General features: G+C 59.6%; 18 protein-coding genes and 1 pseudogene. 8 read left to right on the top strand and 11 right to left on the bottom strand.

Annotated elements, in window-relative coordinates; translation table 11 throughout:
• Positions 1-215 precede the first annotated feature (215 nt).
• Genes NATTI_RS0124125 through NATTI_RS0124150 form a run of 6 tightly spaced genes read left to right on the top strand, consistent with a single transcriptional unit; the run spans position 216 to position 5732 of the window.
• The gene (locus NATTI_RS0124125; protein WP_006093005.1) at positions 216-1127 is read left to right on the top strand and encodes a ParA family protein; all 912 of its coding nucleotides are present in this window, start codon (positions 216-218) and stop codon (positions 1125-1127) included.
• Positions 1128-1141: 14 nt separating this feature from the next.
• Positions 1142-1582, top strand: a complete 441-nt coding sequence (locus NATTI_RS0124130) for a hypothetical protein (protein ID WP_006093004.1) — start codon at positions 1142-1144, stop codon at positions 1580-1582.
• 48 nt (positions 1583-1630) lie between these two features.
• On the top strand, positions 1631-2044 hold the full coding sequence (locus NATTI_RS0124135; RefSeq protein WP_006093003.1) for a hypothetical protein: 414 nt from the start codon (positions 1631-1633) through the stop codon (positions 2042-2044).
• Complete coding sequence (locus NATTI_RS0124140; protein WP_006093002.1) at positions 2041-4233, top strand: hypothetical protein; 2193 nt, start codon at positions 2041-2043, stop codon at positions 4231-4233. Before NATTI_RS0124135 ends, NATTI_RS0124140 begins: the two co-directional genes overlap by 4 nt.
• 34 nt (positions 4234-4267) lie before the next feature.
• Positions 4268-4900 (top strand): IS6 family transposase, encoded by a 633-nt coding sequence (locus tag NATTI_RS0124145; protein WP_027119300.1) that lies wholly within the window; start codon positions 4268-4270, stop codon positions 4898-4900.
• On the top strand, positions 4893-5732 hold the full coding sequence (locus NATTI_RS0124150) for a hypothetical protein (protein WP_244879988.1): 840 nt from the start codon (positions 4893-4895) through the stop codon (positions 5730-5732). Before NATTI_RS0124145 ends, NATTI_RS0124150 begins: the two co-directional genes overlap by 8 nt.
• A gap of 47 nt (positions 5733-5779) precedes the next feature.
• Here the strand turns inward: NATTI_RS0124150 and NATTI_RS27570 are convergent, their stop codons facing one another.
• From NATTI_RS27570 to NATTI_RS0124195, 8 genes and pseudogenes are all read right to left on the bottom strand, one after another.
• Positions 5780-6037, bottom strand: coding sequence for a pentapeptide repeat-containing protein (locus NATTI_RS27570; protein WP_152423985.1), 258 nt, complete (start codon positions 6035-6037; stop codon positions 5780-5782).
• A 232-nt stretch (positions 6038-6269) separates the two neighbouring features.
• Entirely contained in the window at positions 6270-7655 is a 1386-nt protein-coding gene (locus tag NATTI_RS0124160) for a hypothetical protein (protein WP_241434434.1), read from the bottom strand.
• A gap of 40 nt (positions 7656-7695) precedes the next feature.
• Entirely contained in the window at positions 7696-9282 is a 1587-nt protein-coding gene (locus NATTI_RS0124165) for a hypothetical protein (RefSeq protein ID WP_006092999.1), read from the bottom strand.
• Positions 9283-9879: 597 nt separating this feature from the next.
• Positions 9880-10701 (bottom strand): annotated as a pseudogene (locus NATTI_RS25860) (IS5 family transposase).
• A gap of 374 nt (positions 10702-11075) precedes the next feature.
• The gene (locus NATTI_RS0124180) at positions 11076-13613 is read right to left on the bottom strand and encodes a hypothetical protein (protein WP_006092998.1); all 2538 of its coding nucleotides are present in this window, start codon (positions 13611-13613) and stop codon (positions 11076-11078) included.
• Between the two features lie 262 nt (positions 13614-13875).
• Positions 13876-15207: a hypothetical protein gene (locus NATTI_RS0124185; protein WP_019992242.1), complete on the bottom strand. Its 1332-nt coding sequence runs from the start codon at positions 15205-15207 to the stop codon at positions 13876-13878.
• Between the two features lie 127 nt (positions 15208-15334).
• Positions 15335-15529, bottom strand: coding sequence for a hypothetical protein (locus NATTI_RS0124190; protein WP_006092996.1), 195 nt, complete (start codon positions 15527-15529; stop codon positions 15335-15337).
• Between the two features lie 319 nt (positions 15530-15848).
• Positions 15849-16742 carry a metallophosphoesterase gene (locus NATTI_RS0124195; RefSeq protein ID WP_006092995.1) on the bottom strand — a complete coding sequence of 298 codons (894 nt, stop codon included), beginning with the start codon at positions 16740-16742 and terminating at the stop codon, positions 15849-15851.
• Positions 16743-16849: 107 nt separating this feature from the next.
• Here NATTI_RS0124195 and NATTI_RS0124200 point away from each other — a divergent pair, with 107 nt between their 5' ends.
• Both NATTI_RS0124200 and NATTI_RS0124205 read left to right on the top strand, forming a co-directional pair.
• Entirely contained in the window at positions 16850-17566 is a 717-nt protein-coding gene (locus NATTI_RS0124200; RefSeq protein ID WP_006092994.1) for a hypothetical protein, read from the top strand.
• A 69-nt stretch (positions 17567-17635) separates the two neighbouring features.
• On the top strand, positions 17636-18316 hold the full coding sequence (locus tag NATTI_RS0124205; protein WP_006092993.1) for a metallophosphoesterase family protein: 681 nt from the start codon (positions 17636-17638) through the stop codon (positions 18314-18316).
• 30 nt (positions 18317-18346) lie between these two features.
• Here the strand turns inward: NATTI_RS0124205 and NATTI_RS0124210 are convergent, their stop codons facing one another.
• The 3 genes from NATTI_RS0124210 to NATTI_RS0124220 are packed head-to-tail and all read right to left on the bottom strand — an operon-like array spanning position 18347 to position 21803.
• Positions 18347-20272 carry a hypothetical protein gene (locus NATTI_RS0124210; RefSeq protein WP_006092992.1) on the bottom strand — a complete coding sequence of 642 codons (1926 nt, stop codon included), beginning with the start codon at positions 20270-20272 and terminating at the stop codon, positions 18347-18349.
• Positions 20269-20841, bottom strand: coding sequence for a hypothetical protein (locus tag NATTI_RS0124215; RefSeq protein ID WP_006092991.1), 573 nt, complete (start codon positions 20839-20841; stop codon positions 20269-20271). The genes NATTI_RS0124210 and NATTI_RS0124215 overlap by 4 nt, the downstream gene beginning before the upstream one ends.
• Positions 20842-20888: 47 nt before the next feature.
• Complete coding sequence (locus NATTI_RS0124220; RefSeq protein ID WP_019992243.1) at positions 20889-21803, bottom strand: hypothetical protein; 915 nt, start codon at positions 21801-21803, stop codon at positions 20889-20891.
• Positions 21804-22097 lie beyond the last annotated feature (294 nt).

The following is a 22097-nucleotide window of genomic DNA, read 5'->3' on the forward strand; positions in this document are numbered from 1 at the left end:
GACCCGCATCACGGAGTTATTGAATCAATGAATCAGTGAAGTACTGATATCGTGAATCATTGAATCACAGACTCAATGATTCAAAGACAGCACCCAAAAAGAGACGATTACACATCTCAGCCCCTCAAACACCGATATCCGACAGAATCGCATTGAGAGAGACACAACTGAGTGTCTGACATGGATTTATGAGTCATTGATTCAATGATCGAACTATGACTGAATCACCTCGTGGATGGGGCGTCACACCATCGACTGGCATCCCTACGATCGCCTTCGGCAACCAAAAAGGCGGGACGGGAAAGACAACCGCGACGATCAACAGTGCCGCGGCACTGGCCACTCGCAACCACGATGTTCTTGCAATCGATATGGACCCACAAGCCGACATGACGAAAGGGCTTGGACTGGGTCCGGGCGACGACAATGATCCATCAAGCCCGAAGAACGACCTCCCCAACACACTAGTCACCGATGACGAGAACCTACTCGACGTGCTCGTCGACAATCCGCGCACGCACGAGACTAGTCTTTCAGAGATCGTGATCGAAGCCGACGAGTACGACCATCTGAACTTCGACCTGATTCCCAGTCACAAGGACATGGGCCTTGCTCGAGATTGGATGGACGATGCGAATGCTCGTCTCTCGCTGAAACTCGCCCTCGAAGAGATGGTTGACGACGGATACAACTACGATTTTATCGTAGTCGATTGCCCTCCCGACCTCTCAGTCCTGACGGACGCGGCCTTCATCGCGGCTCAGAACGTCTTCCTGGCTGCACAGACCCAAGCAACATCACGGGATGCACTTGACGACCTGTGGGACCAGCTGGAGTCCATCGAGGACAACCAGCAGATCGAGATCGCAATCGTTGGACTCCTGGCGAACATGTACCGGGACGACGGTCAGTCACAAAAATTCCTCAACGCATTCGACGAGTCCTTCGCGTCGATGGCGCCGATTTTCAAACTCCCGATGCGGGTGGCGATCCAGCGTGCGTGGGACAACGGACGGGATATTTTCGAATGGGAGGACGCGAACGACCAGCAAGTAGAGCGCGATATCTTCCTCGAGGTTGCAGAAACGATGGAACAGGCGTTCGACAAAACGCAGGTGGAGGTGTAAGTATGCCTCGAGGAATGGATGAGCGATTCGAGGATCCTTCAGACGAAGGGGAGGAGGAGGACGCGGTCACAGACGAGGAGACCACGGAGACGTCGGTGGAACCAGAAGGAAAGGGGCGTGAAACTGCAGCGGCGACTGAAAGTCGATCAGATCAGCAGAGGCCCGCATCCACGACCGATACTGATTCGTCGACCAGTGAGGCAGGAGAGACAGATGACGAACCGCTGAACATCCGCGAAGATTGGGATTCAGCCACAATATACGTTGAACCCGAGCAAAGCGAGGACATCGAGATCACGTTCACTCGCCTGAAAAAGCAACTCAAACGCGAGGATATCACGCTGGAAAAAAACAAACACTTCTACCGCGGGGTATTCGAGATGGCGTTTGGCGAGCACCGGGAGGAAACGAAAAAGAAGATTCGCGAACTTGCAAAAGAAGATACCGATCAATGAATCACTGATTCATAGAATCTCGGAAGTTACGAAGAGGAGCCGATATTTGTGGAGGAGACTACGAGGCAGGATCTGTTTCATAAGAGTGGTTATGCATTTATTGCAACCGAGGCTAATGATCAGGTGGAATTCCCCGGAATGAGGTACGTCTCAAACTCCGAACTGTCAGCAGCGATCGGAATTGTCAATCCTAAATCTGGCGCGAAAATGAGTCCGAGAGTAGAGAGACTCTTCGCCCAGCTAGTGAAAACGCTGTGGAATATTGGGTTCTTCAACGGCCATCTCGGGACCCTCGAAATCTTCGGGGTCCGCAATCCATTTCGGACCGATAGCCTCTCGCAACGTCCGAACCTGCTCGACCGCCCTCTGGAGATAGAGATACCGGCCTGGGTTAACGTGCAGTCTACCATAGTCCAGCTACGGCCAACGATATCGCCTGGATTAGGAGATGGTTTGCGATGATCGATCCACTCCCAATAATCGCATATCAAGAGGTAGAAGAGCAGACTAAGAAGCGGGCTGATGAGTTGGCTTCCACTCTCGGAGACCCGATCCGATCGGACGTCAATCTCAGCCGGCTAAGGGAGCGGCATGCGGCGGCACTAGAGATAACAGAGTTAGCCAAGTCCGAACCTGCCGCAATTATTCCACACTACGCGATTTTCGTTCATGCGCTTAAGGAGGAACTCGCTCACGAGGACATTAACCGTTCGGCAGCGACGGCGATGTTTTACGGGGCTGTATCCGAGGAGATCCAGCTACTACTGACTGATGCAATCGAGACAGTTTCGATCGAAGCAGTAGTGGCCCAGTACGAGGAGTCAGATGAATCGATGTCGTCACTTTTCAATGTTCTTGCACGGGGGGTTACTGAAGGCGGCGAAATCGGAATCATATCGAACTCACTTCGTGCGCTATGTGGGTTTGCGAAGTATCGGCCAAAAATGGTCGCGAAGGCCATAGCCGATGAGGGAGACACTTCCGCCGTTCTTAATTTGCTTACACAGATTCTCTATGCTGTTCTAAATCGAGACTCTGCCTCGCCGTTCAGCGGCGTGAACAAGCGAGGATCGCCGGCGTGGTGGGCACGCCTCATGGCAGTGATCACGGTTCAGTACCAGCACCCGGATCACCTACCGTCGACACATCAATTTCGGACGCTCCCGGTCAGGCTGCAGAGCGCGGATGACACTGCGATAACTGTATTTGGAGATCTCCTCGAACGAACTATGCCGTCCCGCCGCGAAGTAGACTTGGTTCGAGAATCGGGTTGGGAATCGACTCCTGTCTACACACCGGTTCCGGATTCGGTCAAGACCCAACCTGTCGAATTGGGGTCAGAGAAAACTACCGAAGCGTCCGATGAGTATGACGAATCAAATCCGTCACCGATCACACAAATCCAACAGAACGGCCCCGATTCGGATGCCGCAGAAGCATTCGGAGAGGCCATCGCGGCGTGCCCGCAAGTAGTACCCGATCCTCCGTGGTCGCTGATCAATCATGTTCGGGAATTGGAACAGCGACAGAACGCTACTCGCGCACTCGGTGGTGTCGCAGCCGTAGGTGCTGAAACCCCCTCTGAGCAGATAAAACTGGCAATCCGGTGGATCGACGCGACTGGAACAATCCGGTGGCGCCAACCCCGAGAGATGCTCGGAGAGATCGTCGCCGCGCATGGAGGCATAATTGAGATCCCGGATCCCATCAGGCCGCTTGTAGAGAAAGTTAGAACCGGCGTTGGACAACCCCGGGTTGATGCAGCGTTAGCACTCGGTGTGGCAGTTTATGAGAGCGGAGATCCGTCAACCGCTATCGATCCGACACCGGTACTACAGCGGTATATACGCGAGGAACAGCCGTTCAGCGATGCTGCCGCAAAAGGACTAGGGGAGGCGGTCATCACAATGGATCCACAAACGTGCGCCGTTTCGGCGCCATCAATGGCGATTGAACACATTCGTGGGGACATAGGCCGATCGCGAAAGTTCTCAACGCGGGCTCTCGGGCTCTCAACGACAACCGACTCTCCCGCCGACCTTCCAACAGGGCTTGTGTTACAGGCCCATACCGGAAAGGGACAGGTTCGATGGATCGCCGGACGAACCCTTGGAGAACTAGTCTGGATTTTGGATATTTCCAGTGACTCTACGCCGTGGCCCGATCCTTTACTTGAGCAATTACGTGGCGTTGACAACTCGTTGCGGGTCGAGCATGCCGAGTTAGTCGGTGTGGCTGTCGCCACCCTGGAAGTCGATGCACATGGGATCGATGAGCCCAATCGGTTGGGCAGGCACAGATCCGTGATGACGGAGGTTATGGACGTCGAAGCGGAACCAACTGATGATCCGAGCAGACTAGCTAGATCTAAGCTTTCCGGCCCTGATCGCTTACTTTCGTATGTACTGCTCCGTGGGGGGCCGGCGCGGCACGATATGCAAGAAGTAGCGGGAGAGTTGGCCGCTGCCGAAGCTATTCCGGAACATACTCCCGCACTCCTTCAACCCCTCGTTCGTCAGACTGCCAATGCGAACAGTTGGGAACGCCACGACCTCGCTAGAACGCTTGGCGAAGCGGTTGCTATCACGTTTGGTACTGACTCCGGATTTGGAGTCATTTATACGTTGATGCGACAGGTACGGTGGTGTTAAGTTAGGAACGAGGCGGTCGAAGATTCGGATGCTCATGGCCGAAACCGACCGCCTCACCGAGTCTACTGACTGGATTGACTTGGAGTTTGTGCAGCGAGAGCGGACACCCCGCGAGATCATTAAAAAGGGTATTCGCCACCATTTGGCCGGATTATCACTTTCGAATACAGTTATTCTTCTCGAGGAATTGGGTGTCGAGCGCAGTCGAACAGCAGTTCATAACTGGGTGCAGAAGGCAAATCTACAGCCGAAAGGCGGTGAGAGTCCGGATCGAGTTGCGGTCGATCAAAAGTCGATCCGAATCAACGACGAGCAGTACTGGCTGTACGCCGCAGTCGACCCAGAAACCAATAGAATCCTCCATTCACGGCTGTTTCCGACGTATACGATCGCAATTGCACGAGAATTTCTCACTGAGCTGGTCGAGAAACATGACGTCAAAGACGCCGTGTTTCTCGTCGACAACGCCGATGATCTCATTGGTGGACTCCGTCAAGAAGGCCTCAGCTACCGAATCCAACCACACGGCTACAGAAATCAAGTTGAACGTGTCTTTCGTGAGGTAGAACGACGAACCTCTTCGTTCTCAAACTGTTTTAGCCACGTCGATCCAGCCACCGCAGAAACGTGGCTACAAGCCTACGCCGTCTGGTGGAATCATGTCTAAGTTAACACGACCACAGGTACAGACAGAAGAGGGAATACTTCGAGATCAAGCGTCTCAGGCGCTTGGCGAAGCGATTGCTGTGTTCGATGACTCTCATCAAAGTCCAGGTTTGGAGAGGACCCTCGCCAATGCTATCCATGATGCAAGCGGGGTGTCACGGTGGTATCTTGCTCGGGCATTAGGGGAACTTCACGCGGCGATAGACAGACCGAACACAGCCCCTAATCCGATGGAGGCACTTATCGATGAAGCAACTGATGGGGATGAGATTGAGTGGTCAGCAACTGTAGCAATTGGGGCAATAGCGATGGTTGATCCCGACGGGACGGACTTCGTATCAGCCGTTCCCGACGATTTCATCGCTGCAGTTGATCCTACGGGGAAGTCCGATTATCGAGCCGCTCTTGAGGCGATTGGTTCTGTCGCGCTCGGAATAGGCGACACGTTCGTTACGAAGACCGTGACCGACGCGCTTGAGTCCTCAACAAGAGAGAAACGAGCCGAACTGTTGCCGATAATAGCGGAGACGGAGGTGTTCTCTCCCGATGAGTTCTTACAACTACTTGCCGATGCTGACCCCGCCGACAGCAGGCAGGAGTTCAGGACGTACTTCGATTCTGAGATTCGAGATCATGTGGTTTCGGCACTTCAGGCGGTGTCAAGACAAGCAGGAGCCAGCTTGAATATGGATTTGAGGCGTTCCTTAGAATCAAACTTATCATCAGAAGAGGCGCATACGCTTGATCCCGCAACACGCCTCGCAATGGTGGATTGCTTAGTGGCATATCCAACAGCGACTGCAGATCGTAATTATGACATTAGCACCCGCTGAAATCCCCTTTCAACACAGTAACACGGGTACTGCGTACATCGGCACCATCAACTGTTGGGCCTTCTAGATCTACGTGGGAAAGTATAACCCGAATGAGACGAGTCTTTGAGAGATAGCTCCACGAAGAGTCGTCCGAGGTCAACACTCGACAGATCCGCACCGACGAGACCACTGTCTCGAAGAGATGCCCCGCGAAACGTGGTACCGGACGCGTCTCCGCCTCGGGTACTGTCGCGACGTCTGCCAGGAGTTCGGGATAACCGTCGGTCTTCCGGACGATCGACGTGATGTTCTGGAGGGCCGATTCACGGTCGAGAACCGTCGACGGTGACCGGGTGGCGTCGGGTGCCAGCCCCGTGCGAATACGGTCGACAGTCGCCTCAACGTCTTCATCTAGTGGTGTCCCGTTGCGTCGTCTCCATTGGGGCTGTCACGTCGGTCGCGGGTTGTCGTGTATGTGGCTTCAACGGCCCGCTGCGCCAAAGGTGTCGTAGTCGATCTGTGCGGTGACACGAGGATCGGCGCCGGCACTCACTATCATCTGGCCGTCCAGAGAAGCACGATTGAGATGAAAAGCGCGATCAGGGAGCTGAGAGTCGCAAGACGAAGTACGACCCTGACAGCGTCTGACCGTGCGGTCGCGGGCCGTAGGTCGCGTTGTCTGTGATCACCGCGCCAGTGACGGATCGCGACCGTGACGATCAGCACGAATGCGGACACAGCCACCATCAAGCCCTGGGTGAGGCCACCGACGCCACTCACGGCATCCACCAAATACCTTCCCAGCGGTGCTGGATGGGCCGCGATGAGGTCTCTCACCGCAGCCCTCCCATGCAAGGCCGTACGCCGAATTACGTCGGCACCGGCGACACCACCCACGACGCCGACGACTAGCCCGATAAACGCGGCGAGGACTGCAATACCAGCCTGACGGTAGCGCGCTCGGCTACTGTCGACGACCGTCAGGTTCGAGGACTCGGCGAGACGTTCAGCCAGGAGTTCTCGGAGGACGCTCTTACTGGTCTCGACGTCGATGGTGGGATCGTTGACCGTTTCACGGTATGCCACATTCAGGTCGTCGACCGCGTCGACCAGACGCCCACGGACGCGTTCCCGCTTGACGTGATCGAGCTCGTCGTCGATCCGATCTTGTGTCTCGGGGAGCGGCTTCACCCGACTGTCCGACGGGAGGTCGCCGTTCGGGTGGATGACGATATCCGTGTCCTCGACGGTGTCGACGCGGCCCGCTTTCGAGACGGCGATCGTCACCGCCGAGTCCGCGAGCGCGGACACCAGAAACGCGAAGAATCGTGCTGCGTCGTACGTCGACTGAACAGTAAAGTCCAGCCCTGCGCCGTCCATGGACGAGGCAGTCACGTCCGTCACCGACTCGGTCGATCCCCCTCCGTCGGTGGCGTGGTCACCCGTGCGTTTGGGCGGAGCACTTGAATCTGCATCCCGATTCGGGGCGGCCTCCAGGTCGTCGTCGCTCAAGACGGACCGGTCCCGACCGACGATACCACCTCGCGAGCACTCAAGGCCGATGCCGCTAGTGAGGTCACTCAGCCAGCCGTCCCACGACTCCTCGCGGCCGCCGTCGACCAGCCGGCGGATGGCGTCGCATTCGGGCTCCGCGACGGGGAGCGGGTCAGCGCTGAGCCCGTCGAGGGCCCACCGCGAACTCGTCGCATTGTCGGGCGGAGCCTCCGCGACCGAAAACTCCGACTCGCTGCCCTCCTCCACTGCTGGCCTGACTGCCCCAAGGTCGATTCCGTCAGCGAACGTGCACTCGACAGTCGCCTGTACCGGGTACCCGAGACGGCCCTCGAAATAACTGCAGACGACGTTGGCTCTCGTGTCCGCGTACAGCAGGACCACCCCTGGGTCGATGTAGTCCAGTTCGCCGGGGTCGTCGGCGAACATCTCATCGCCGTCGTTTCGGAAGACGCGCACGTCCGGCATCCTACGCGTCCCCCTTGATGCGCTGGAGTAGCGATTGGGCGCCGTTGACGTCGATCGGACGCTCCGGAACCGGCTCGCCTTCCGCCAGGGACGCGTCGTGGTCGAGGTCGTAGTAGACAGGGTAGACGCGGTCGACCTGGGCTTGGTTCACGAGCGCCCCCAGCTTCTCGCGGCCCTCGAGAGACTCGAGCAGGTGGTAGTTTACCCAGTCGAAGAACGGCAGCCGGGTGTCGACGGTCCGATACAGCTGATAGAGATAGTCCGCCTTCGTCACCACCAGCACGACTTCCTTCTCGTCGAGCATGCTCTGATCGAGGTGCCTGATCAGCTGCACGTACGTGTCGAGGTACGACGCGAGGTCGTCCTGCGTGTCGTAGTCGCCCTCGCCGTAGGGGACCTCGGGGACAAGGCTCCCAGCGTCGACGATGACACACAGCGTGTCCGAGTGCACGATCTGCTTGGCCATCACACGCTGAATCTCGTCGGAGTCCAGCCCCTCGGCTTTCTCCGGAAGATCCGGTAGACCACGCACGGACTCGTAGGTGTAGACGAGCCACTGCAGGGAGAGCCGGGAGTCCGGGGCGAACGCCTTCACGTACTCGACCAAGTTCTCGTCGACGTACTCACCAGCGTAGTCGAGGACGTCGACCTGGATGTACTCCTTGAACAGTTCGCCGGCTCTGGTCCGGAACTGGTGGAGGTGGTACTCGCCCTTCTCCGTCGGGCCGGTGTACCCGTCGCCGCCGAACCCGTCTTCGTCTTCACCGCCGCGCAGCGATCCAACGAGCGCGGAGAGGGGGCCCGAGGGGCTCAGGCGCGTGTTTCGTGCACTCTCATCGGCGGCGATGTTGAGTGCTGCCGCCAGCATGGTCTTGCCGGCCCGCTGGACGCCGACGACGAACACGTCACGCTGTGCCTTGTAACCTGTGAACAGGTAGGCACCCGTCACAAGGACGGACGCGGCGATGAAGTCAGTGAACAGGCCTTCACCGACGAATCTGACCTGATTGATTGCAGCGACCTGCATGTGGCCGTCGACCAGCGCCTCCCCCGACGTGTACACCAGATGATGGTCGACGAAGCCGATAGTAACGATCCCCGCGACTACCCAGAACAGAGCGGTCGTCACGGCCCGGAACTCGTAAGGCGGGTTATTGCTTCGAAGTCGGCGGCCGCCCGCGAGCAGGAAGGATGCCGCGAATCCGGCTGCGATCACGGGCGCGTTCTCGACCGGGTACAGCGGATACAGAACCCCGTTGGAACGGAACACCGTCACGGAGATAGCCGAGGCCACCGCTAACAGGACGCCCTGGATCCGCTTGATGTCGTCTAACAGCAACAGCGCGACTAGCCCTGCGTACGCACCGAGCCCGAACAGCACGAACTCGCCGTGGCTGATGCCCGCGAGTTCTTCAAACGTGACGACCGCCGTCCGAATGAGGCCGTCGGACTGCCACGCCGCACTCACCATCCTCGTGACCGTCGGCGTCACCACTGCGATGATCGCCAGGTAGAACACGAGATCAACTTTCTCCCAAAACTCTGCGAGGCCCTTGTGGTCGGCCTCTGGTTCTTGTGGGTACTGCATGCACGACTGGATTCCGGAGAAACCACCCTAAAGTAGGAGCTATGACTACACGTTTCGTAATGTGAGAATGTATGTTGAGTTTAGATATGGACTTGAAACGCGCCATTGTCAATGCCTTCCGTCACATTTTGCGGGAGTTGCACTGCTACCCAATTCGATCAACAGTGAGATGATCCGTACCCTTGATTCAGTCGACAACACGACGCCGATATCGTAACCGTGCCATAGCCCTGCACGGTGTAGACGCCGACAGACATACTCTCGTCGACACCACTAGCGGAACTTGTGTGTGATCTGGTCTATATTAGCCTTGATATTACCCCTGTGCTTTGCTCGCGGGGATGTCGCAATGCGGACTGAGACAGCTGATCTCCACAGATTTGTTCCGATTCAGGGCTTGATTACGGAGGATACGACGGGCAACGCTATGCTCCAGAGTCAGTGCCGGCCGGTAGGGGGCTAGCGTCCCTGTCCAGCGCCATACAAACTTGGAGTGCGCATAGTTTATGTTCCGGAGCGAGTCGATTCCTTGCTAACGACCGCTGGAATTGTATTCCAATTCCTTGGCCGTGGTGAATCGCCATACGGCGGTTGATTTCACTGCTTGATGGCACGCTTAATGTTGTAGACGACACACATCAGGACGATTTCACGGAACTCCCGATACCAAGATCGCGCACGCACGGCGTTGCCGAGCGTGCGCTTGTTCACCGAGAAGACAGTCTCAGATAACGCCCTCTGACTGTAGAGAGTTCCATCGATCCGCGCGTTATGCGCGTGATCGATGGGGCAAAACTCACGATGCTTGATCAACGGTCTCACGTCTTCTTCCCTCATTTATCGCGTAATTGCTGCCAATCATAGCCTTTGTCGGCAGCGAGGCTGTGCAACTCGCCCACGTTTCGGCGGGCGAGTTGCCAGCCGATCTGCGTGTCGTGACGTTTCTCAGTTGTACAGTGAACGTCGAGGATAGCTTGTGACTCGGTATTGACAAGTGCGGTGGTTTTGAGCGTCTGAACACGATAATTCGTCCGACGGCAGTAGTGTTTGCTCGCGTTTTCGCGGTCGAAAAACGTCGCGTCCATCGCAGCGTGACCAGATGGCTCGTGCAGCTGCGCCTGTCGGCGCAGCAGCACTCGCCAGACCGCCATCTTGATCCTGTCAAACGCCTTCACTAGCGTCGAGTGGTCTGGGAGATCGGCCTTGAAGGCCGATCTCCGCCAGTATTTGTGGCATCTCGCTCAAGAGATCAAGCGCTTCGCGGTAGGACTTCTCCAAGTAAATCCGCAGACAATGCAGCGAAACGACCGCATAGTCGGCGAATCCGCCGCCCCGAAGGGTGGCGGATTCGCCTCGGCCACCAACAGCACTTTTAGCCAACGTCACCACTTTCCCAGTGAAGCGGGAAATCTTGGACATAGAGAATCCGCCGTTTCCCGCTTCAACTCCCTAGTTCTGACGGATCAGGTCGGCGCTGTCTAGCGATTCACCAGAGCCTATTTATCTCAACGTGGTTTGTGCAGTCGGCAGAATTCTCATAGATGGAGACTGTGCTCCCTACGGGAACCCGTTCGGTTCCTGCAAAGCGCGTCGTGGAAACAGGAAGCCCCACCCTCAAGGAGCGAGCACAAGCGAGCGAGTAGGGTGGGATGGTTCACTAGGGTTCGCAGCAGCCAGGGGAAGTGGCGATACGAACCTGCGTGAACACCATCGATCGTCCGATTCAATTGTGTAGAATTTGTTTGAAATACGTTAAGATGTGAGATTCTGCACCGAGGACACCGGACGCAGGATTAAGATCTGCTGGCCGCTGCTGTGCGGAATTCTGTGAGACGGTCCACGACATCGAGTCGTAGCCTCGCACGAGACGGCGAGCGGGCGTGGTCCAGGAGGAAAGAACGCCAGGCCGCTGCTGGCTCGACCGTGGTCGGTGCAAGTATGGCGAGCGCGTGAAAGACTGTTTCGAGCGTTTCGTCCTGCCATTCGTCGATGATCCGACTGCTAGCCGCGGTATACCAGACCTGCGAGACACGCATCGAACCGATTTGCTGCAGCCTATCGACTACAGCTGGTTGTTTGTCTCGAACTTCGAGTATGTCCTGAGTGGTGACAAGGCGCTCCATAACGAGCGTGTTTAGTGCAGTTGCTGCTGCCGGCGCGGCACCCGTCGAGCGACCCCGAACGGACCTACCGACCCCAATTCGGACATCTGGTGGGCGCTCTACGAGCAGGATACCGAGGAGCTCCCAGAAGCAGGGGAGTGCAGCATCGGACGGGAACTTCCCGTTCCTTGTAAGTGCGTCGATGGCATGGACTGCAGCCGTGCGTTCGTCCAGCTGAGTGGAACGGCAACCGAACTCGATAGCCGGAACGAATTCACGCACCCAGTCCTGAGGGAATCGGTTTGCGGTTGCACAGGCAGCGAGCAGATCGAACGCCGCCCTCCTGAGTTCTGGTCGCGTACTCCTGACGCTCCCGGCAAGGGGCGTTATGAGCCGTTCTGTGTCGACCGAGAACCATGCGCCGTCTCGGAGGAGCGGCGAGAGAGCGTCGAACGCTCTGGTCCGAGACTCCCCCTGGGTTTCAACCGCGGCTTTCTCGAGTGCGTTCACGACCGCCTGAATCTGCGCCATTTGATTTGATGCCTCGTCGACGAGAGCGGTGAGACACTCGGCGACGGCCTTCGGGGAGTACGTGTCCTCACCGTCGACAACCCGTTCAAGCGAAGCGAGCAAATGCCGGAGTAACAGGTCAGTATCCATCGTTGATTCGGCGAGCCCCTCGACCGCCTGCTGCAGATAGTGTCTCGCGAAACCGTTGAGGCCGTCCTCGCCCTTGATGATTTGCTCGACCAGCCCGACAACCGACTCTCTACACCTGGACACCGTGGCAGGTGATGTTGATTGCACGAGCGTCGCTAACGCTTCGGCGGTGACGTCGGTGTAGTGCGTCGACTCCGCCACCTCATTCAGCAGGGCAAATAGCTCTCGAAGTTGTGATGGGGGCATGTCGACAGCTGAAAGGAGGCCGTCGACAGCGACTGCGACCTTGATCGGTGCTCGGGTCTCGTGAGCAGTAACCGATTCAGAGAGGAGGTCGATAACGACCGGTACGTGCCGTGCGGTCAGACACTCACTCTTCACGACGTCGACAAGCAACTTCGCGACGTAGAACGCATCAGTATCGGGGTCGTTAGTCTCGAACGCATCGAGTTCGTCGAGAATCGTCGAGAGGTGTGCTGCAGTTAGTTGGTCATGCTCTAGAACTGCCTGATAGCATTCGAACACGCCACGTCGCGACATCTCCGTTGCGCTCGCAAGACCGAATTCAGGGGCCTCGAGAATTGTCTCGGAGACAGTGGAGGGCACGATACCTGCCTCGAGTAAGCCTTTCAATCCGTTGGCGACGACCCACTGCCAGCCTTCGTCCTTGTCGGAATTGCTATCGAGTAACGAGGAGACAACACCTTGGACGCGTTCTGTGGTGACGATACCCAGTGAATCCAGATCAGTCAGTACCTCTGCGGCACCCTCTCGGATACGTGGGTCCGGACTCGACGAGAGGCGGTCGACAAGCAATGGAATGATCTCGTCTAGCGTGTCCAGCTCCGGTGCTTCCTCTGGGGAAGCCAGAACGTCAGTACAATAAATCAAGATCGCCCACGCGTAGAGTTGCGGATACTTGGAGTCAGCAGCCTCTGATACGACCGTCGATGCGGTATCTGTGGCTGGAAACGTCTCGGGTGTCTGTCGTGCGACGACAGCCAACAGTCGAATGATAGCCGACCCCGTAGGCGTGTTCTCCTCGGGGTCGATTTGACTCCAGAGGTCGACCGCACGGGTAATCGTCTCACGTCGGATAGTCTTGGGCGTTCTGTTCGGAGCCTCCACAGACAGGGCGGAGAGACTGCGAATTCCAATCTCGTCTACGTGTTGATGTGATATGGAGCCTTCCACGTTGACGCTGACTTCGAACGCCCGGACAAGTCTTCTCAGCGATGTTGAATCTGCGTCCTCTCGAATGAATCTACTCGTATCGAGCGCCGACAGTGCCTGGGTCGCTTCCAGTTGCAATTCGCGTACGACCGAATCCATTCCGAAAATGTCCGTCCCTGTGCTGGGGGAGAACGTTGCCGTTTCGATGAGAACGGACGTGAGTGACGGCACGAGGCTGGCAGCAGCTGTCGGGTCCTTCTCGTTGAGCTGGCGCGCCTCCGAAACGGCATTCTTCGTTCTGAGTGCGGAGGAAGGCGTAGCACCTACTCCTGATGACACCGCTATTCGTTCGCGAATCTCCTCGATTCGGTCGTATTCTGACGTGGGTTCGGTCATTTCGGAGTCTTCAACACTGGGTTCAAATGTACGAAACCCGTGCACAAGTATCTGAGGCGGCCCCTACGGAGATTGTATCGAGTAGCGGTGCACCGTACCGGTGACTTACCGTCGTTGGTGTCCAGAGCGTCAAGCACGCGTTACGACGAGTGTACCCCACTTGGTGGGTCGTCATAAACTCGATGACAGTGACGGGGATTGTCGTTGCGCTTGAACCATTCGACGCGCCCTTCGAATTGTTGCCGTCACCTGCGAAACCACATCAACGCTGGACCGATTTCAGGGCCTCGACGACCGTGAGTGCTCGACTCTGGACTATGTCGATCTCGTCTCGGAACGCACACGTATCGTCGCCGCAGCTGTTGGTCGAGAGTGCACATAGCGGGCATTCCAGTGGCTGGTCCGGGCGGGGATTGTCAGAGGCACGGTCGAGGATGCTTGCAGTCAAGCGGTCGGTGACGAACGCGCGCTCCCAGACGGCGCCGTAGGACTCGCCGTCGTGGACCGAGTGGCTGGCGACGTATGGGTTGACGAGCCAGTTCGGGTCACCGCCGCGGCGCCGGTAGAGGACGGCGCCGAACCCACCGGCCTCATACGCTTGCGCGAACAGCCACGCTTGCCCGGTTGGGTACCCAACGTTTGACTGGTGCTCGCGAGCAGTTCGGTCGGATGGACACGCGCGATGCGGTTCGGCGAGCAACGGGAGGTCTGCGACGGCGGGCTGGGTCGCCCAGCTGTCAGCGGTCGTCTCCGGGGCGAGGTCACCATCTTCAGTGTCGCCGATGGCACGACGTACCTCGGTGTGGAAGTCAGCGAGCGCTCGGTCCGCGCCCGCGACGGCATCCATGTCAGCGACAGCGTCGAGAACGCACCGGGCCCTGTCTTCGAAATCGCGCGTCGCAAGGATGCGGGGAGCGCTGGGCAGGCCATCCCTCGGATCAGTGGCGCCACGGACATCGACCGGGGGCTGCGCGAAGCCGTTGGTCGCGAGCGGCGGGTCGAGTGCGACGTCGATAGCGATCTCGAACGCGCCGAGGCCGTGGCGGTCGAGCAGGTCGCGGTAGTCCGCAGCTAGTGTCGCGAGCGACCCACCGTGGCCTGCGCCGCGGCCGAGTGTGGCGATAGCGTCGCGAACGGCAGCTTCGTCGACGAAGGTGTTGTTGTCGATGTAGTTGTTCGCGTACCAGTTGACATATACCTCGTCTTCTGCAAGCCAGGTAAGGAACGCGTGTAGGCCGGCGCGTGTGACCGTGCCGAACTCCGCTTGGAGGTCCGTAAGTGCGCGGTCGTACCCGAGGAGTTGACGGGCGCCCTCCGCGAGCGGTTCGTCGTCGCCGACGACCTCGCGGGTCATGCGACAGAGTGCACGTTTGTGGATGCGGAACGCCGCCCCGGCCGCGGTGCACGACCGATATCCAGCGAACACGACGGGGAACTGGAAGACACCGACTGCCGACCCGAGTTCGTCCTGGACGCGCGGTGGGACGCTAAGCGTGTTCAATCCCGGGCTCACCTCGACGCGGGCGTCGGTGTCGGTACTCGCTCGTGGGAGCAGAATGCCATGCCGATCGTGGAACGGAAACTCGAAACTCATCGCGACTCCGGCCGCCGAGACGACGGCTCTGTCGATACCTTGTCGTGCGGCCTCTGGGGGGCGTCGTTGGTGACGTGACCGAACGGTGCATTCAAGAACCCGATCAGTCGTGGCAGGTCGATCCCTGTCACGGTTCGGCCCCGGTCGGTGCGATGGTGTACGTCGCGGTCACGGTGACGCCCACTTCGATGACACCGACCTCGTGGTCGCGTGCCCCGTCTAAGAGCCCGTCGGTGGTCCGAGGCTCGAGCGTGTGCGTCGGCTGGCCGCTCGGCGTTGGCCTGTAGCTCGAACGTGAGCCGGTAGGCCTCCGCGTCGACATGCGCCCGAGCGCAATCCGTCACTTCGATTGTCGGATTCGACATATACCTGCGAGAGGGACAGCCAGGACGGAAAGCTCAGGAGCTAGTCTACAGAACGTGGGGACACAACAGGCCAGTCTGTGCAGCGGTTCACCCGTCTCCTCCTACCCACGAGGTCCCTGCGCGACGCCCGGCAGGGACCACTACATCTCGTTCGAGCCGGCACCGCGACACGCGTTGCAGCGGTGCTTGCGATTGCTGTGGGTCTTGCTGTACCAGAGATACTGTTAGCTGGACCGCTAGCCTTCGCTGCGCGCGGTCGTCGTCACCACGAGCGCTTCACCCCGGGTTCGCATCAGCGAACGAGAACACGCCAGTGTCGGGATCGATGTCGACGATGCCAAGCCCGCGGAACCCGAGGTTCAGCATATGCGGCACGCCCCCGGCGCCGTCGCCGGTGTCGTACCCGAAGGCATGGGAGTGCCCACTGATGGTCGCGTAGACATCGTGGGTTCTTGCGATGAGGGCAAGTGCGACGGAGCCGGTGTGGAGCCCCTCGCGGTCCGTTTCGCGCGTTCCCGTCGAGTGATGGCGGTCGAACGTCGTGTTGAACGGGGAGAGGTGCGAGATGAGGACGACGTTCGAACAGTCGCCGAGGAGGCCGGCGAGATGCTCGTACGTATTCTGGACAGCATCGACGCTCCGGTGAAATGTCTCGCGGTGCTCGGCCGCGATGCCGAGTTCGGCGGCGGCATCGCGAGCGCTCGCTCCGCTGGAGACGACGTCGAAAAGCGCGTTTTCAATAGCGTCGGCGGTCCGATCGGCCACGTACCGGCGTTCGCCCCGCGGCGCGGTCCGCGGATCCAAGGCTGGGAACGCTGTCTGGTCGAGCGCGGGTTCGAGCGACCGGCGTTCGCAGCCCCAGCCGACTACCGTGCCCCACTCGCACTCATGGACCGCATCGTGGCCGCTGGTCGCGTTCTCGAGGCCGTCGGCGACGCGCTCGGGCATCGGCGCGTGGTCGTGATTCCCCGGGACGTACATGACTGGGATATCCGGAATGAACCGCTCTACGAACCGCCGGGCGAGTGCTACGTCGTCCTCGCCGTCGCGATGCGTGAGGTCGCCTGCCACAAACACTGCATCGAGATCGTCCGGCACAGTCATCGCCTCGACGTCGTAGTCGATCGCAGCGGGCTTGAGGTGGAGATCGTTACAGACCAATACGCGCATGACTGACACCTGAGGGCGCACCCGCCTATAGCTGCGGGCGGTGTGTTACAAGTTCGGTACCTCTCGGTCGCCGCTTATGATCGCTCGACGGGCTGAAACAGTTAGTGATGCTCGTATCGATCCTCTCGAAGACAAAGGCGTGGATGCTGGACCACTCCGAAGAAACGGATACCCTCACAGAGCTCGACGAGATAGAGCTCCAGCGGCGAATCCACGAAGCAGAACGAAGGACAACCGAGTACCGGGAGCAGATCGAGTCGCTGCGGGAGCGCTACCGGTCAACCGTACAGCGAGCTGAGCGCGTTGAGGACAGTACGCTCGACATCGTTCGCACGGATCTGGCGGCCGTTTTCAATCGAACCGCGTTCGCGCGAGCAAAGTTAATCGAGGCCATGCGTGCGACACACGCCCTGCAGCGGCTCGCACTTGCCAAGCGCTCCGATATGTCGATATGTGGGGTCGATTTCGATCCGGACGCGTTCCCCACTGTCATCCACGACCCGGGCGACCCGGATCCATCGACGGAGGGGTTCGACCCGGTTCCAAACCTCGAACGGTTCGAGGGGCGGGGCCAGCGCGGACTGGGCGAAGTCGAAGCGAGAGTCGACAATGTGGTGACTGCCGCCCGGAGCGACGGACTAGTACCGACGCTCCCCGAATTGTTCGAAACAGACACCGACGACGAACTCGACGGGTACGTCTACGGTCCGGGCAACGACGACGTTGACGAGGGCGAAGCGGATGCCAGCACTCAAGATCCAGGACCCCCCGACGTCAACGCGGGCGATGACGACAATAGCGTCACTGATGGGGGGAGCAGTTGAGGAGTACGACAATACACGGCGTGTAGTCTTGCCCCGTGGTTTACTTACGATGTGGTTGACCGTGTGGGTATGCAATTAGCGTTGATTTCGGACATTCATGGGAATCTGCCGGCGCTCGAGGCGGTCTTGAACGACATCAACGACGAAGAGGGGATAGATACAGTCGTCTGTGCTGGCGACGTCGTCGGGTATGGACCGTGGCCGGGGGAGTGTGTGGAGCGCGTCCGCGAACGGTGTTCGGTCGTCGTACAGGGAAATCACGACCGGTCCGTGGAGACGCCTGACGAGTACAGTCACAACGAAATGGCGATGGGGGGACTGGACTACGCGAAGCGGGAGCTCGACGAGGAGCAACGCGAGTGGCTCGCCGAGCTGACGCCGCGGACGACCATCGCCCGAGGCCGAATCCAGCTAGTACACAGCCACCCGGACCCGGACCACCGCGGGCGATATGTGCGGCCGCGAGCGTTCCCAGAGATGCGGCCATACCTTGACGAGTGCGACAGCCTCGTGCTCGGCCACACACACGTCCAGCATCGAGCGCATGTCGACGGGAAGCTCATCGTGAACCCAGGGAGTGTCGGCCAACCCCGAGACGGCGATGCGCGAGCGGCGTACGCGGTGCTCGACAGTGAGGACACGAGCGTAGACTTGCGTCGCGTCGAATACGACATCGACCGCGTCATCCAACGCGTCGAGGAGGTCGGACTTCCGCGACGTATCGGGACGCGACTCCTTGATGGGCGCTGACCACCCGCTACGTGCCTTGGCTACCCGCAGTCACCGCGGTCGCGTACCTTCGAGCGTGAGGTAGTCGTCAAGGAGTGTGGGCAACTGAGCGTCGAATGACTCCCGGATGTCCGCGGTGACGCAGGCGTCGCCGCCACAGGGCTCGGCGATGACCGCACAGAGCGGGCACTCAATTCCGTCGAACCGGACTGCATCGACTCCAACGTCCGGGACGTCGTCAAGTTGGTCCGCGGCCGTCCGGATGTCCTCCAGCGAGTACTCGTCGAGAGTTGCGGTCATCTGCTCGGAGACCGCCGAGCCGTCAGCGTCATCGGACGTCTCCTCGCTTGTGTCGGGCGAGCCGAATCCCGCGTCTTCAAGGGTGTCGTTAGCGGTATCTGCTACTTCGGCGGAGCCGTCCAGAGAAGCCAGCCCGGAGTCCGGCCGGGGGTCTGAGAAGGCGTCGTCGGCTGTCTCTGGCGTGACCACGGATTCGAAGTCAACGGACTCGAGTGCGGCTCGGAGAGCGTACACGTCCTCGAACCCTTCGCCGAACGCCTCCCGGACACGGCGCTCGTACTCGTGTCGGCGCACGAACAGCGTGTTTAGGAGTTCCTTCCCGACGAAGTAGTGTTCCCAGAGCGCCTGGTAGCTGTCGACACCCGCCGGAACGTCCGAATTCGACGCCAGATCGTCGGCGTCGACGGCGTGATAGTTGAGCTGGCGTTTGGTTTCGTCGCCGGTCCGCTGGAAGACGACTGCGCCGAACGAGCCGTGCTGTTCGAACGCCTCGATGAGAACCTTCGGGAGCGGCTCCTTCTCGACGCCGATGAGGTCTTGATCGGGAACGTCAGTCGTTGCAGCGGCGGGGACCTCAAGGAGCGGCGTCGGGCGGTCGACCATCGTCTCGTCGGCGTGGAGGTCAACACCATGAACGCGCTCGGTGAGACGACGCCGGAGGTCGTCGGCGTGGAGTTCGTGCACGCGGCCGTCGATGTCGGCGTCGAGCGCAGCGAGTGCCTGGAGCGTCGAGACGAACACGTGGTCGAGCCACGTGTCCTCGTACGCACCGACGTCAGTCCCCAGCGCGGCACGGACGTCGTCGTTCGTGATGCTGTCAGCGTGTGCGAGGAGGTGTTCCTCGATAGCGTCGTCAGCAACCCGATATCGTTCCTTGAGGTCGGCGGCGTCGATGGGGTCGACGTCCAGTCCTTCCACGCGGAGCGAGTCGTACGCGGCGTCGGGGCCGAGCGGTGCGATGGGGTACGGGACGTCGAGCGTCACTTGCGCGACCGTCTCGGCGACGCTCCGGCGTTCGGAGAGCCGGTCGAGTTCCCGCTGTGCGTCGCTGGCCGTCGCATCGTCCTCGGCGTCGGTGCCGGTGGCGTGACTGAGCGCGTGATAGTAGAGCGGGTTGACGTAGAGCGACCCGCCGTCCTCTGCGTGTATGGCACCGCGAGCGATCTCCGTCTGGGCCTTGATCTCGTCAAGCAGTTGCTTGTAAATCTTGTCGGCGTCGTGTTTGTCCCCGTACACCGCCTCGAACGTGTCCTGGATGTTCGAGAGGAACTCCATGTCGCCGTAGACGACGGACAGTATCTGGAGTTTGTCGACGGCTTCTTGGAAGGGCTCGACGACCGCATCGACGGTCTGGGCGGCGATCCAGGCGTCGTACAGCGTCTGGAGGCGCTCGTCGCGAACGCTTGGGTCGTCCAGCGCGTCGTAGAGCGCGTCGATGGCGGCGAGCTTGAGGCGGGACAGCGAGTTCACGAGGCCGACGGACCACTCACCGTGCATGAACTCCTCACGGGAGACGAGCGCGTGGATGAGCGTCATCCCGTAGGGGTCGTCGGCGGCCTCGTTCACGCGGAGCGTGTTCGTCGTATAGTCCGCGCGGGCCCTGACGTGCTCGTCGCCGCTATCTGTGACAGTCGCATTCTTGAACGCGTCTAGGAACGCGGCGAACTCCTCTGTCATTCGTTCTCTCGCTCCTCGAGACGTTCGAGCGCGGCGTACAGGTCCACGGTTTCGAGATCGTGTTTCTCCCGTATTGCTTCGAGTGCGTCTGCGAGCGTCTCGATATCCTCTTCGTTCAGATCGCTCTCGTCGCCCCGGTCAACACCCGCGGACTTCCAGGCCGCACCGGTGTCTGGCTGGCCGACATTCACGCCTTTACTGGCGGAGACACCACTCTTGCCCGGGCCCGCTGTCCCGGCGTCGAACGATTGTGCCAGGGTTGCATCGGAGACCGACGCCGGCCCCGACAGCGTCCCACTGAGGGCGTCCTCGAGCGCAAGCTCGAGTTCTCGCCGTACGTTATCGGGGTCGGCGTCGGCGTTGAGGTGCATCTCGAAATCGGTTTCGGCAAGGGAATCAGCGACGATGTCGGGAACGTCGTCGATGTCGGGGATGTCTCGCGTGAGCGCGGGCGTTCCGAACGTGAGCTTCACGATGTCCTCTGCTTGGGCCTCGCTGACGCCGTGACGCTGGAGGATGTTGTGCCAGACGTCTTCGAGGGACCGTGCTGAGTCGTTTTCCGTGGTCATTGGCATGGTGAGTGGGTTTTGTTGCGTTGTTCGACGTACTAGTACGGTTAGTTCTTCTCGCGCTGGTAGAGCGCGGCGAGCTGGACGTGGTTCGAGTTGCGGTCGAGTGTAACGATGCTGTCGAAGAACGGCATCTGTGCGCTAACAGCCGGGTCAGACGCACCGGAGGCGTCTGCTTGCTGTCGGACGTGTTGTTCGCGAGTAGCGTGACTCGCTTCTGTCGTGAACGTCGCGTAGTCGTCGTAGAGCGCGGCCGCTAGGTAATCCATGAGTTCGTCGTTATATGCACGTTCGAGAGCCTCGGGTTTGGCGACCTCGAGGTTCCGGTAGTCGATGTCGATGAGGATGGCGAACTCGGCGTACTGCTTCTCGAACGCACCGAGCAGGAGTGGCGGCGAGTCGAACGGGTAGTCCGCGAGCCAGTCGTCGTCCGCGTCGTCGGGGCGACCGAACTGGCGGAATGTCACCTTCACCTCCGGGTATTCTGATTCGTCGACGACATCGGCATTCGCCGCGAGGATGACATAGAGTCGTGCGGCTCGCGGGTCGAGATCCTCGCCGTCGAGGTCGGCCGACCCGAGGTAGCGCATCATGCGCCGGACCTCGTCGCTCGCAGCGTGCTCGTAGTATCCGGGCGCGAGCGTCCGAATCATGGGAGCGTCAAGCTGGAGCGGCCGTCGACTCTCGTTCCCGACGGCTTTGACTTTGTTCACGGCCCCGGCGCTCCGGAGATCTGAGACATCGCTATCGCTGTTGATGTACGGACTGAGGTTGGTGTCCCCCCAGTCGGTATCGATCCGTTCTTCCAGTGCTGCGAGGACGTCATTGCTGTCGACCGTGTACCCCCCATCGTCGAGAAAATCGACGAGGACCGTGAGTACGTCGAACGGGCGGCCACCTCCCGGGCGAAGGTGCCAGTCGTAATGTTCGTCCCCCTCGTCACGAACGGTCACGAACCCCATGACACCGTATTTTTGGGGACGTGACCTAAAGCTACCCCCCGTCTCGACGGGGTACCGTGTCGCGTTCGACCGACCGATTCCTGCATCGATACCCATCGTCCTTTCGCTCGACGGAATGACCTCCGGCGAGAACGGTTGATGCGTCGTCGATTCAAGTGTGGTCATCGTGTCGAAGGGTTGCGTCGCCACGTCACCCGTTCTGGCGTCTTTCTACCTCCCCAACACAACATTTAAGGAGGAGAGGTGACCGGTGCTGCGAGAGGGCCGCGACGTCCCCGCCCCTTGCGTATAAAG

This window comes from Natronorubrum tibetense GA33, assembly GCF_000383975.1.
Lineage (GTDB): Archaea > Halobacteriota > Halobacteria > Halobacteriales > Natrialbaceae > Natronorubrum > Natronorubrum tibetense.

Coding starts and splice junctions, on each gene's coding strand:
- NATTI_RS0124140 (WP_006093002.1), top strand. CDS start 2,041: ATGATCGATCCACTCCCAATAATCGCATATCAAGAGGTAGAAGAGCAG.
- NATTI_RS0124150 (WP_244879988.1), top strand. CDS start 4,893: ATGTCTAAGTTAACACGACCACAGGTACAGACAGAAGAGGGAATACTT.
- NATTI_RS0124190 (WP_006092996.1), bottom strand. CDS start 15,529: ATGTCGACGCGGAGGCCTACCGGCTCACGTTCGAGCTACAGGCCAACG.
- NATTI_RS0124215 (WP_006092991.1), bottom strand. CDS start 20,841: ATGACCACGGAAAACGACTCAGCACGGTCCCTCGAAGACGTCTGGCAC.
- NATTI_RS0124210 (WP_006092992.1), bottom strand. CDS start 20,272: ATGACAGAGGAGTTCGCCGCGTTCCTAGACGCGTTCAAGAATGCGACT.
- NATTI_RS0124145 (WP_027119300.1), top strand. CDS start 4,268: ATGGCCGAAACCGACCGCCTCACCGAGTCTACTGACTGGATTGACTTG.
- NATTI_RS0124185 (WP_019992242.1), bottom strand. CDS start 15,207: ATGAGTTTCGAGTTTCCGTTCCACGATCGGCATGGCATTCTGCTCCCA.
- NATTI_RS0124220 (WP_019992243.1), bottom strand. CDS start 21,803: ATGGGGTTCGTGACCGTTCGTGACGAGGGGGACGAACATTACGACTGG.
- NATTI_RS0124200 (WP_006092994.1), top strand. CDS start 16,850: ATGCTCGTATCGATCCTCTCGAAGACAAAGGCGTGGATGCTGGACCAC.
- NATTI_RS0124160 (WP_241434434.1), bottom strand. CDS start 7,655: ATGTTCGCCGACGACCCCGGCGAACTGGACTACATCGACCCAGGGGTG.
- NATTI_RS0124195 (WP_006092995.1), bottom strand. CDS start 16,742: ATGCGCGTATTGGTCTGTAACGATCTCCACCTCAAGCCCGCTGCGATC.
- NATTI_RS0124180 (WP_006092998.1), bottom strand. CDS start 13,613: ATGACCGAACCCACGTCAGAATACGACCGAATCGAGGAGATTCGCGAA.
- NATTI_RS0124125 (WP_006093005.1), top strand. CDS start 216: ATGACTGAATCACCTCGTGGATGGGGCGTCACACCATCGACTGGCATC.
- NATTI_RS0124205 (WP_006092993.1), top strand. CDS start 17,636: ATGCAATTAGCGTTGATTTCGGACATTCATGGGAATCTGCCGGCGCTC.
- NATTI_RS0124130 (WP_006093004.1), top strand. CDS start 1,142: ATGGATGAGCGATTCGAGGATCCTTCAGACGAAGGGGAGGAGGAGGAC.
- NATTI_RS0124165 (WP_006092999.1), bottom strand. CDS start 9,282: ATGCAGTACCCACAAGAACCAGAGGCCGACCACAAGGGCCTCGCAGAG.